Consider the following 12,914-nt stretch of genomic DNA (forward strand, 5'->3'; position numbering starts at 1 on the left):
AAGAACCGCGGGACACGCGGGGATAGCCTGTTTTAGCTTTGCCCTGAAGGGCAATTGAGCAGGAAGCTCCCGCTTCAAAATCTGTAAGATTTAAGTGGCGAGAGCATGTCACTCTTGTTCAGATATTCCTTTGCATAAGATGCAAAATCATCGGTTCCCAGGTAATTACATAGAACTTCTTTTGTCTCTCCTTTTGCACCTTCTGCGATCATGCCCAGCGCAAAATTAAGGCTTGTGGGACTGAACATAATATTTTCTCCATTGACTGCCGCAGAGATTTGGTCTGTCATTTTTACGGAATTCTGTAATGTCACGGCTTTGTCGATACTGGCTCCTTTATTACCGGACACCGTGTCTTCATTGCTGCTTTGGATTTCACTGGCTTCTGCGGAACCGGCATATATGCCGACAGTTGGCAGTGCGACAGTCATAGCTGCCAGTATTCCGATTAAGAGTTGTTTTCTTATCATAAGGCATTTCCTCCTCTGGCATTTTCTTTAGTTTAACATATTTTTCTTTCGGTTTTGTAATCTGTGCTGATGTAGTTAATGAAAAAACAGGACAACAGGAACGTATTTTACTCTTGCTTAAGTAATATCACAGTTAATCTCCTTTTTTTACAGGGAATTCCCATTGAAATCAGACAAAAGCAGGGCGAAACAGCATTAAAACTGTTTCTGCCCTGCTTTTATATATTCAGATGATATCATGTTTTATCATTTCACTGTAACATTTAAGAAAGAGAAGCTATTTCTTTGTCTTGAATTTCTTCATTGTGGAATATGGACTGTAAACTCTGGACTTGTTCTTGGAGGTTCTATTCCAGGAACGTACTGTCACATACCAGTTGCCTTTCTTTACGTTTGTAAAGGTTACAGTTACGGTATTTTTGCCTTCTGTACGTTTCAGATGTTTTTTTACAGGATATTTCTCACCTGCGGAGGTTTTGTATTTGTTTCTCAGCAGGATTTCATAACCTGTGGCATTTTTGCATTTTGTGTAAGTAACAGTCACAGTGTTTCCTTCTACAGTAATATTCTTGATCTTTGGCTGCTGTGGTGTGACAACAGTGATCTTGATCTTCTTGATTTTTGTCCAGGAACCATAGACCTTATTGCCCCGTGCATCCAGAACCCAGCTTCGGGCTGCCACATACCAGGTACCTTTTGCCAGATATCTGAAAGATGCCTGTGGCTTTCCGGTTGAGGAAACTTTTTTGCTGAACTTTCCGGTCTGAAGCATGTTTGATTTCTTGCTGATCACGAAGTCATAACCCTGAGCACCTGCACATCCTTTGGAAAGTTTGACAGTTAATTTATTTCTGTCAATGGAGTAGCTGGAAATCTTGGTGTCGGCAGGTCGCAGGTATGCACCGTTTTCATCTGTGATACTTCCGTCTGTGTGAATAACTCTGCCATTGAGGGATTCTGTACCAAATGCTATGAAATAATCCTGTCCTTTGGAAAGGGTAAAGTCAGCATATGGAATGCTATCCTCAAATGCACCGCCTACAGTTACAGTCTGGATACACTGCAGAACCCCATTCTCAACATCATACCAGAACAGATTTGCCATAAGTCCTGCACAGGAGGCATCTGCTTTTACAGAAAGCACAGCCGGAAAATCAAAAGTTCCGTTTCTTCCAAGATGGAAACCGAAATCATTCTGGTTTGTGTAAATCAGGCTGTATAATGCTGCCGGGATATATTCTGCTGTGTTTGTAACAGAAAGATCAGTATCTGCAGGTGTTTCTGCTGTAATGGAAGTACCGTTAATCTTCCAGATGAAACCATTCTCCATATCAAGATTCAGGGAAATATCTTTTCCTTTTATCCCGGATAAAACGGAAACAGGAAGTGTCCTGGCACCATTCATGATAATGGAGATGGTATCTTTTTCTTTGGATGTCTTGATCAGATCATTAACAGTATCCCAGCTTTTCTTCTGGAAACTTCCCTCAATGTAAGGTTCCCCGTCACCAAGTTTTCCGAGATTTTTTGTATCCTGATGTCTGCATCGTTTACAGGTGTAAGTTATGATTCCGTCAGTTTCTGTAGTTGGTTCTGTAGTGATAACGCCGTTGTCATAGTCATGGCCGTATGCGGAAATGGTATAACCATAGGAAAGTGTTTCATTACAGTCTGTGCAGTAGGTATCTCCGCTATATCCGCTGGAAGTACAGGATGGAGAGGAGTAATAACGTCCGGCGGTGTGTTCGTGCGTGCATTGACTTCTGGTGATTGTGTAAGTAATAGATTCTTTTTCGTAATTCCCCTTATCGTCGCCATTGTAAATTGCGGTAGCTGTAATGGGTTTTCCAACTTGTAATTCCTGATCAGGATTAACATCGTTATCCCATTTCCAGTCAGCCGGAAAAGGGTTGGTAATGTCGCTGATCTTTTTACAGGACCATAGAACGGATATAGAAGTTTTATTAAAATCTACTCCTGGTGCTACAGAAGCTTTTTTTATAGTAAATGTCCATTCTGAACTTACTAATCCTTTATGTTCAAAATAGGATTTACTTTCCCCTATCTCAGCCTTTACGGTATATGTGCCTGCATTTACAGGAGCACCTTGGAGCGGTTCGATTGTATCAATGTTATCTTTGATATTTTCGTATTTACCTTTATAATATTTCAATAAGATTGTTCTGTCATTTTCGTGTGTAGGTTTAAATTTAAACTCTAATGAGGCTTCTTTAGGCTGACCATCGTAAATAGGATTTACAGGGGACTTAAATATAAAATCATTAACAACTTGAGCAGCTTTAAATGTGTTGGTAACGGTGTCGAATGAATAATTCCGTATTCGAGATTCTGAACCGTTTTCTGGGTTAAGTATAATACTATAATAGCTGTTTGTAGAATTGCCTTCGAACTTGGGCAGCCAAACATACAGATTAGTGTCATCAGGGTCGAGAGAGGAATGGTTTACAGGCTTCCCATTCCATACACTAGAACCTGTTCCAGTTTTGATTGTTACGTTCGCATTTTCGGGATTTTCAATAGTACAACAGTAAACCTCTTTCCCTTTGTTTGTTGGGGAACCGGATACAGAAGAGGCTTTTACCGAGCCGCCATTAATGGTAATATTTTTGTAAGAACCTCCATATTCATAGCCGCCACCAATTCCGTCACCATTCGTAGAACTAGCAGTTACAGAACTACTATTAATGGTAATATTACTGCCACTGCCAGCGCCGTAACCGCCGCCACCAATTCCGGCACCATCCGTAGAACTAGCAATTACAGAACTACTATTAATGGTAATATTACTGCCAGCGTGTTGCTTGCTGCCACCAATTCCAGCACCATACTTAGAACTAGCAATTACAGAACAACTATCAATAATAATATTACTGCAAGAGCCGGAGCCGTAATAGCCGCCACCAATTCCAGCGCCATCCCCATCGATACTACGAGCATTTAAGATTCCTGCAGTAGTGTCTGAATCATTGGTTTTTATTATAAGCGGAGCTTCGTTATCTTTCTGTAAACCGGCAGAATATGTATACTTCGTTATAAGATTATTTGTGCCTGTTAAATGGATAGTGACTGCAGCCTCCACATTTCCCCTTATTTGCAGTGCCGGACCAGCAAATGTATTGATATTTACGTTATTAAGATAAATGTTGATATTGGCTCCCGCCAAAATATTGCTTCCATCAACCACAATTCTATTTCCTGTTTCCTGTCTACATGTGAATTTGTGATTTCCTGCCGACTTTATAGTATAAACTCCTTTCGTAACCTTATCGTTATCAGCTAAATCAACAATTTCTCCAGCTTGTTCATTTTCCGCAGCAGCCATTGCCTCATCGGGGGCATCGTTAAATTCTGGAACCTCGTCTGAACTGAATACAGACAGTTCCTCATCTGTCTCTCCTGCCGCTTCCAGCTCCTCATTGGTAAAAATCTCCGGAGTTTCTTCCTCAGACACTACATCCTGATTTCCGGAAGTAAATTCTTCCGCAAATATGGTCTGGGGGGGCATATTTGTAGAACACAATGCAAGTGCCAGAATCCCGGCTAATAACTTTTTCCTCATGCTTTCCACCTTTCCTTTCTTTATACATGATCTTCTGCGTCTTGACTCTTTTGTCCTTTTTTTCTGAATTTGATACATAATGCGGTAATCACGACTGCCACAGTAAAGGAAATGACAGCCAACAACACATAACCGCCTGCGTCTTCATGCAGCAGAATTGTGCCGTACATTCCCGTGATGTCTATTGGCTGGCTTTGCATTATCCCCATTGTTCCCACGAGAGACAGGAACAACAGGGTACACAGAACAGACAGCCGGCAGACTGTGCGCCACTCCTGGCGGCGGTGGTATTCATGCATTCGTTTTTTTACCAATTCGATACGCTTTTCTGTATCATACATGCCTTCCATCCTCCTTTCACAAAAAAGTCCTAAAAAGTCTTTCACTTATATAGGTACAAAAAAAGCGAAAAACTCTCACCTGAAAATCAAATTTTTTTAAAAAAATTTGAGAGCTGCCGAAACAGCTCCCAAAAGAGAAAAATCAGGTTATATTATTGTATTGAACTGCGGAAGATCAGTTTTCCCGCTGCCAGAATCAGTACAGGCAGCAGATAAGCAATATACTGTGCTGCACCGCCATAGGCGATCAGAAGATTATAAATTGCGTGAAAGGTGATTGCTGCTCCCAGCAGACCGCAGGTTCCGGCAATCTTCAGCCATATTCTCTGCCACACATATGCAAGCCCACCGCCGACAATGGCCCCACAGATCACATGCATGGCTCCTGTCCCAATACCCCGGAAGAAAATAAAAGAAATATGGCCGGCTCCGTTTTGGATTAGATAGCAGATGTTTTCAAATGTGGCAAAGGAAAGGGCTGTGATCACGGCAGCATTTTTGATCTGCTCCGCTTTCGGCTCAAATATCAGCAGATAAAAGAGCAATGGCAGAAGTTTCATCACTTCTTCCACCACCGGGGCGATCTCTGTGGTAGCTGCAAAGGTGTCCGCTTTATAAAGTGCAGCGAAAAAGGTGTTGATGTATGCGGAAAGTAGACAGACACCCATCCCGGCAAAGCAGAACAGAAAGAATTTTCTCTGCCGCTTTCCCATACACAGAGCAGCGATCAGCAGGGGCGAGGCCATGCAAAGAAATACGTTTTCAATATATGTCATACCTGCACCGCCTTTCCTGTGGCTGGCAGCAGTGCAAACAGGCAGCCTGTAAGCAGAAGATCAAACCAGCAATAGGGAGCGGAAATGGAATAGCCCGGCCACAGGCAGCCGGAGATCCAAAGGACATACTCCACCGCCACATAGCACAGTACCCCAATGTGGAAATACCGCATCTTACACGCTGTTCCCGTCTGTATCTGCGCATAAGCAAGACCCCGGATAGAATGATAAGAAACAACGATCATCATGCCACACCAGAGCAGATTGGAGAGAACATCCCCAAAAGTACAGTAAAATACACAAAGCGGAACGCCGATCAAAGGGGCAATCAGGGCTTTTCCTGTCGAAAATCTTCTTTCCCCGGAAGAAGAAAGGGTGTATTGCAGAAGATAAAGGAAAATCACGCTGGCTACCCAGCCAAACTCTGACACATAAAAGACCTGCGGTGTTTCAGAAAACAGAAGCAGATACAGCGTCCAGTAAAGAGAGCCAAGGGCAAAGCAGCCGTAAAAGCAGGTCAGCAGGAAATATGTCTGTTTTCGACCTTTCAGATACCGAATACCACTCATACAAAAGCCCAACAGGGTAACAGCGAATTGAAAAAGATTACTGATCAGCTCCATCTCCATTGTCCCCCTTTTGTTCCTCTGTCTGCTCCTCTTTGTTCAGCTGGCGGATGCGGAAGCACAGAATAGTCACGCAAACGCCGAGAATAAAAGCCAGCAGTCCGATCACCATATATCCCAGCGCAGTACCGCCGCCTAAAATTGTTGCTGCCGTTTCAAAGCCAGAAGAAGTACCGGGCGTAATCTGTCCGACAATACCTGGCATAACAAAGGAAACCCCAACGATTACTGCAAGGCATGCCGCTATGCAGAATGCGGAGACAATCCGTCTGTGCCGCAGTCTCTGCTGTCGTTCTTTTTCCCCAATACGCCGTTTTACTTCAGCAATCCGTTCCTCATTTTTCAACATCTGTAATACCCTCCCGTTGCAATAATCCGCGTAAACGCGCTTTCCCCCGGTACACCATATTTGTGATCTGCTTCACGCTTTTCCCCATGACCTTAGCAGCCTGTTGGTAGCTCATACCCTCAAAATAGGTCAGATAAAGAGCTTCCCGATAATCTGGATTTAACTCGTCCATGCAGAGATGCAGGATCTGATTCCGTTCTTTTGTGCGGACGATCTCCTCCACCAGTGTCTGCGCCTCCGGTTCTCTGGTCAGGTCGTCAAGACTGAAGATAATCCGCCGTCTGCTTTTGCGGCGTAAAGCCATGTGCCTCGCTGCTTTATAGAGATAAGCCTTAAAACATCCATCCCGGATGCGGGGCTTTTTCGTAAACAGCCAGGAAAAGGTTTCCATCATTAAGTCCTCCGCTTCATGGACGTCATGCAGATAACCATCGATGTATAAGGTCAATGGGTCGCCGTATTTTTTTATCAATAGTTCAAGTCCTGTCTCGTCACCGCTCAGATATTGCCCATAAAGCTCTTCATCAGTAGCCATACCGTTCAATTCCTTTCCCTATATTACTCCTCTGTTGTCAGGTGTAATCTCCTGGCTTCTTTCCTTCGTTCTTTTAATAAGCATAGTATACTTTTGTTTACAAAATACGTCAATTGTTCATAGTTCATAGCAATTCTACAAAATAATGCAACTTTGTATACTTTCCTGTGTTATCTGATTTCTTACAGTGGACAGTGCAAAAGAACTGTCCGTAACCGGACTGAAAACACCGGAAATAATAAAAGCAGCTGTATAGCTCTAAAGAGCAAACAGTAGTGGCGTCATGGATGCACCCTGAAAAAAGGCGGTATCCCGCCTTTTTTCAGATGCTCTGGTAACTCTCAGTTACCGAGTAATTCACAAACATTTATTAGAACTTTATTCAGCCTTTATAGCCCAGCGCATCTTTGTGGAACGGGCTCTTGGGTTCTGTGTGCACTCTTTGGCTGAGGGGCGGATCACATCTTTTGCATAGTCAGAGTAGATTCCCTCTTTGTATCCTGCCTTAAGAGCTTTCTTTACCAGCTTGTCCTCACCGGAATGAAAGGTAAGGATTGCCACACGTCCGCCCGGACGCAAAGCATCCGGAAGCTTCTCCATAAATTCATACAGTACTTCGAACTCATGGTTGACATCAATACGCAATGCCTGGAATGTTCGCTGGCAGGTCTTCTTAATTGTCTCTTTCTTTTCCTTTTCAGGAAGAAAATCAAGAGTTTTTTCGATTACCTGACGCAGTTTTGTGGTAGTATCAATATGATTTCCCCTGTGGATCTCATCGGTAATGGCTTTGGCGAGTTCCTCACAGTATGGTTCATCGGAATTTTCATAGAGCATTCCCGCAAGCTCTTCTCTGGAAATGGTATCCAGACGCCGGGCTGCACTGATGCCGGTTTCCTGATTCAGGCGCAGATCCAGAGGTCCGTCTGTTTTAAATGAGAAACCTCTTTTGGGATTATCAATCTGCATGGAGGAAACGCCGAGATCTGCCAGAATAAAGTCAAATCCTCCAACCTCTTTGGCAATCTCATCAATGGTGCAGAAGTTCTGAAGCTTTACTGTCAGCAATTCTTCCCCGAATCCCTGCTCTGCCAGACGTTTCTTTGTTTTGGCAGATTCCTCAGGGTCTACATCTGTCGCATAAATATGGCCCTTGCCATTCAGGCACTGAAGCATCGCTTTCGTATGGCCGCCATAGCCCAATGTGGCATCAAATCCGGTTTCTCCCGGCTGGATATTAAGAAAATCAAGGATTTCCTTAACCATAATGGAGATATGCATTCCCGCCGGGGTATTTCCTTTCTGAATCACATGTTCAATGGTATCTTTATATTTCTCAGGCTGTAATTCCTTGTATTTCTCTTCAAATTTCTTCGGATATTTTCCTTTATAACGGACACGTCTTTTATGTGGTGTCTGATTCTGGTTTTCCATAAAATCCCCTTTTTGTTTTTTATTCCTGTGTAATACCGGTTACTTCATAGCCGGCTTCTTTGATTACTTCGCGGATCTTATCCTCGTCCAGTTTCTCCGAAGCATGGATTACTGTGGTTCCCTTTTCATGGGAGGAAACTACATCTTCCACTCCAAATGCCTCTTTTACTGCCTTTGTCACATGTGCTTCACAATGTCCACACATCATTCCTGTTACGTTTACTGTGATTGTTGTCATTTCTTTATTCTCCTTGTTTTCTTTTATATTTTCCTGATCTTTTGGATCATGAATTTCACTGTTGCAAAAATCTGTATTCTCTGCTTTCAGACTTCTGTTTTCTGTTACATTTTTCATTTTTGCATTATCTGAAATATAATGGGTTTCTGTCACATTCTGTTTTATTTTTTTGTCTCTGGAAGCATCATGTACCTTAAAGAGATTCAATCTCAGTGCATTGGTTACCACACAGAAACTGGAAAGACTCATGGCAGCTGCACCAAACATGGGGTTCAGTGTCCATCCGAAAATCGGGATCCATACACCGGCTGCCAGTGGAATACCGATCACATTGTAGAAGAATGCCCAGAAAAGATTCTCATGGATATTTCTCAGTGTCGCCCGGCTTAAACGTATGGCAGCAGGTACATCACTGAGCCGGCTCTTCATTAATACCACATCTGCCGCATCAATGGCAACATCTGTTCCTGCACCGATCGCGATTCCGATGTCTGCCCTGGTAAGTGCAGGTGCATCATTGATTCCGTCTCCCACCATGGCAACCTTTCCCTGTTCCTTCAGAGAACGGATCACACTTTCCTTGCCATCCGGAAGAACACCTGCAATTACATCGTCCACTCCTGCCTGTGCTCCGATCGCTTTTGCTGTGCGTTCATTATCACCGGTAAGCATTACTACCCGGATTCCCATATTCTGCAGTTCTTTTATTGCCTGAGGGCTGTCTTCTTTTATAACATCTGCCACTGCGATCATGCCGAGAAGCTTCCCGCCTTTCGCAAAAAGAAGTGGTGTTTTTCCTTCTCCTGCAAGTTTTTCTGCCTGCTTCATCAGTTCCGGTGATACAGAGGTTTCATTGCTGATAAATTTCATATTTCCGCCTGTAACCATCTCATGATTTACTACTGCACGAAGTCCGTTTCCAGGAAGAGCCTGAAAATCAGAAACCTTCTGTAAGACAATTTTTTTCTCCTCTGCTCTGGCAATAATAGCTTTTGCAAGAGGATGTTCACTCTTCTTCTCAAGTGCATAGGCATAGCCTAAAAGCTCTTCCTTTGAGATTCCCTTTGCAGGAACCATATCTGTCACCTGCGGTTCACCTTTTGTGATGGTTCCTGTTTTATCTAATGCAACGATCTGGATCTTACCTGCTTCCTCCAGGGATACTGCTGTTTTAAACAGGATTCCGTTTTTGGCCCCCATTCCGTTTCCTACCATAATGGCAACCGGTGTGGCAAGCCCAAGGGCACAGGGACAGCTGATGACCAGAACAGAAATACCTCTGGCAAGTGCATATCCGAACTCTTTTCCTGCCAGCAGCCAGACAATGGTGGTGACAACCGCAATACTGATAACTGCCGGGACAAAAACTCCGGAAACCCTGTCTGCGATTTTGGCAATAGGAGCTTTTGTTGCAGCTGCATCACTGACCATCTTAATAATCTGGGAAAGAGTAGTGTCCTCGCCTACCCTGGTAGCTTCGCATCTGATAAATCCGGACTGGTTTACGGTTGCAGCAGAGACTGCATCTCCCGGATTCTTGTCAACAGGAATACTCTCCCCTGTAAGTGCCGCCTCATTGACAGCACTGTTTCCCTCAAGGACCACTCCGTCCACCGGAATGTTCTCACCGGGACGTACCACAAAAACATCACCTTTTCGGACCTGTTCGATGGGCACTGTAGCTTCCTGTCCATCCCGGACAACAACTGCTGTCTTAGGTGCCAGCTTCATCAGACCTTTCAGTGCATCCGTTGTCTTTCCCTTAGAACGTGCTTCCAGCATTTTTCCAACTGTGATCAGGGTAAGGATCATGGCTGCAGATTCAAAATAGAACTCCATCATGTAATTCATAACTGCTGCAGAATCTCCGTCCACCTGTGCCCTTGTCATTGCAAAAAGTACATAAACACTCCACAAAAAGGATGCCATGGAACCAAGTGCTACAAGGGTATCCATATTTGGTGCACGATGCCACAGACTCTTAAAGCCGCTGATAAAAAATTTCTGGTTAATGACCATTATGATTCCGGCGAGAAGAAGCTGCACCAGTCCCATGGCAATATGATTATCATTAAACCATGCCGGAAGAGGCCAGCCCCACATCATATGTCCCATGGAAAAATACATCAGCACAAGCAAAAAGCCTACAGATGCGATCAGCCTTCGTTTCAGTGCCGGTGTTTCATGGTCTTCCAGTGCCTCCTCTGCCGCAGAAGCAGATATCTGTTCTCCGGATGTCCCCTTTAAGGATGCTCCATAACCTGCATCCTGTACTGCCTTGATGATCGCACCTGCACCGGCAGTTCCCTCTACTCCCATGGAATTGGTCAGCAGACTGACCGAACAGGATGTCACACCCGGAACCCTGGATACGGCCTTCTCCACTCTGCTGCTGCAGGCCGCACAGCTCATTCCGGTTACATTGTATTGTTCCATTTCTATTCCTCCTTACGACTTGTTGTCTATTACCTGATATCCACTGCTCTGCTGCTTTGCAGTTTCCGGATCTTTATTCTGCTGTACTCTGATGCTATAACAGTCTGAACACACAGCTTTCACTTCATCAGTTTCTGCAAAGTAGACACCAGCTCATCGATCGTCTCATCTTTGCCCTCGCGGATATCTCTTGCCACACAGTTGCGGATGTGGCTGGCAAGCAGCTCTTTGTTAAATGCATTCACTGCTGCGTTAACTGCTGCGGACTGAATCAGGATATCATTGCAGTATGCGTCATTCTCCAGCATACCGATAATCCCTCGGATTTGTCCTTCCACACGTTTAAGACGATTGATCAGCTTCTTTCTCTCCTCCTCAGAACGCATTGTGTGTTTTGTGCAACAGGGACAGACTTTTTTCTCCTGTGTATCTGCCATAGGGGAAATCCTCCTTCTGATTTTTATAAATAAGCTCTGTTTTATATAAATTTCTGAAACATATAACGATTTCAAAATACCCTTACGGGGTATCTTTACAGTAGTCACTATATACCCTTATGGGGTATTTGTCAATACTGTTTTTTCATATCGGAAACAAAAAGATTACCGTGAACAGAGTAAGCAGCAGTAATACAAAAAAGAGCTCTCACAGAAAATAACCGCCGGTAATATTCTGCCGGTAATTATTTTTCGCAAAAGCTCAAAGACCTATACTCTATGCACTTTTCTTCTGACGAAATAGAAACAGATGACCTGCATAATGATCGTCAGCATCCAGGATGCAGGATAGGAAATAAACAGAACAGCCAGTGATCTGTGATGTGGGAATATTCCAAAGATCCATACGATCCTGGTTCCTACTGTTCCAATCACTGACAGGATCATTGGAACGCCGGAATGTCCCATTCCACGCAGGGCACCCGGAAACAGATCCATAATCCCGCAGAGAAAATAAGGTACGGTAGTGTAAGACAGGATTTCCAGTCCGCAGCGGATCACTTCCGGATCGGCAGTATAAATCTTAAGGATCTCAGAACCGAAGAAATATGCACCGCATCCAAGGAAAAAGGAGGTAACTACGGAAATAATAAGACAGTCGACCAGAACCTTATCCATACGTTTAAATTTATGCACACCATAGTTCTGACTGGTAAAGCTCATACATGCCTGTGTGACAGAGTTCACCGCCACATACAGAAAACCGAAAATATTATTGGCCGCCGTATACCCTGCCATGGCGGTCGATCCAAAGGAGTTAACCGAGGACTGAAGCAGAGCATTTGACAGATTAATGACTGTGCTCTGGATCCCGGCCGGAATCCCAACCTGGAAAATCTGTTTTAAATAAACAGTATTGATCCTTAATTTTCCAAAATGAAGCTGGTAGCTGGTTTTTGATGTACGCAGACATCTAAGTACCAGAATGCAGGAAATTAACTGGGAGATCACAGTAGCAATGGCTACGCCCGCCACATCCATATGAAACATGATCACGAGGATCAGATTCAGTACTGCATTTACAACACCGGAAATAACCAGAAAGATCAGTGGACGTTTCGTATCTCCTACAGCCCGCAGAATCGCAGCTCCATAATTATAAAGCATAAAAAACGGCATACCCAGAAAATAGATTTTCATATACAGTGCAGACTGTCCGATCACATCATCCGGGGTACCCATCAGTTCCAGAGCCCATCTGGAAAAAATCAGTCCCATAAATGCCATGACGATACCGCTTACCAGTGCAAGAGTTACAGCCGTATGAACGGTATCTGACATTTCCCGGTCTTTTCCTGCCGCATAGAACCGGGCAGCAAGTACATTCGCACCAAGTGAGATACCAATAAACAGATTGGTAAACACATTGATCAGTGCTGTGGTTGAGCCTACGGCTGCAAGTGCCTGACTTCCGCTAAATCTTCCCACCACTATGATATCCACAGCATTAAACATCAGCTGCAGGATTCCGGACAGCATCAGCGGCAGTGAAAAGGAAATCAGCTTGTCCATGATGGTTCCGTTACACATATCTATTTCGTATTTATTTTGTTTCACTTTTATCTTCCACCCTTTATATCCAAATTGATATGGGCTTCTGTAGAAGTCCTTTATATTACTGTTCGTAAACAG

11 protein-coding genes are annotated in these 12,914 nt (G+C 43.9%); all 11 read right to left on the reverse strand.

From position 1 onward, the window contains the following. Window positions 1-74 precede the first annotated feature (74 nt). The gene (locus tag G4417_RS06865; protein WP_243268885.1) at window positions 75-470 is read right to left on the reverse strand and encodes a serpin family protein; all 396 of its coding nucleotides are present in this window, start codon (window positions 468-470) and stop codon (window positions 75-77) included. Between the two features lie 277 nt (window positions 471-747). Beyond that, window positions 748-4,050: a hypothetical protein gene (locus tag G4417_RS06870; protein WP_173683086.1), complete on the reverse strand. Its 3,303-nt coding sequence runs from the start codon at window positions 4,048-4,050 to the stop codon at window positions 748-750. Window positions 4,051-4,070: 20 nt separating this feature from the next. Beyond that, entirely contained in the window at window positions 4,071-4,391 is a 321-nt protein-coding gene (locus G4417_RS06875) for a hypothetical protein (RefSeq protein ID WP_243268884.1), read from the reverse strand. 152 nt (window positions 4,392-4,543) lie between these two features. Further along, window positions 4,544-5,167: a PrsW family glutamic-type intramembrane protease gene (locus G4417_RS06880; protein WP_173683088.1), complete on the reverse strand. Its 624-nt coding sequence runs from the start codon at window positions 5,165-5,167 to the stop codon at window positions 4,544-4,546. Continuing rightward, window positions 5,164-5,796, reverse strand: coding sequence for a hypothetical protein (locus G4417_RS06885; protein WP_330598704.1), 633 nt, complete (start codon window positions 5,794-5,796; stop codon window positions 5,164-5,166). The genes G4417_RS06880 and G4417_RS06885 overlap by 4 nt, the downstream gene beginning before the upstream one ends. Further along, window positions 5,774-6,142, reverse strand: coding sequence for a DUF4179 domain-containing protein (locus G4417_RS06890; protein ID WP_173683090.1), 369 nt, complete (start codon window positions 6,140-6,142; stop codon window positions 5,774-5,776). Before G4417_RS06890 ends, G4417_RS06885 begins: the two co-directional genes overlap by 23 nt. Beyond that, entirely contained in the window at window positions 6,129-6,677 is a 549-nt protein-coding gene (locus G4417_RS06895) for an RNA polymerase sigma factor (protein ID WP_243268883.1), read from the reverse strand. Before G4417_RS06895 ends, G4417_RS06890 begins: the two co-directional genes overlap by 14 nt. Window positions 6,678-7,055: 378 nt before the next feature. Then, on the reverse strand, window positions 7,056-8,111 hold the full coding sequence (rsmH, locus tag G4417_RS06900; protein ID WP_173683091.1) for a 16S rRNA (cytosine(1402)-N(4))-methyltransferase RsmH: 1,056 nt from the start codon (window positions 8,109-8,111) through the stop codon (window positions 7,056-7,058). Between the two features lie 19 nt (window positions 8,112-8,130). Then, window positions 8,131-10,785 carry a heavy metal translocating P-type ATPase gene (locus tag G4417_RS06905; protein WP_173683092.1) on the reverse strand — a complete coding sequence of 885 codons (2,655 nt, stop codon included), beginning with the start codon at window positions 10,783-10,785 and terminating at the stop codon, window positions 8,131-8,133. A gap of 119 nt (window positions 10,786-10,904) precedes the next feature. After that, the gene (locus G4417_RS06910; RefSeq protein ID WP_173683093.1) at window positions 10,905-11,222 is read right to left on the reverse strand and encodes a metal-sensing transcriptional repressor; all 318 of its coding nucleotides are present in this window, start codon (window positions 11,220-11,222) and stop codon (window positions 10,905-10,907) included. Between the two features lie 270 nt (window positions 11,223-11,492). Further along, entirely contained in the window at window positions 11,493-12,812 is a 1,320-nt protein-coding gene (locus G4417_RS06915) for an MATE family efflux transporter (RefSeq protein ID WP_173683165.1), read from the reverse strand. Window positions 12,813-12,914 lie beyond the last annotated feature (102 nt).

This window comes from Blautia wexlerae (assembly GCF_013300825.1).
GTDB lineage: Bacteria > Bacillota > Clostridia > Lachnospirales > Lachnospiraceae > Blautia_A > Blautia_A wexlerae_B.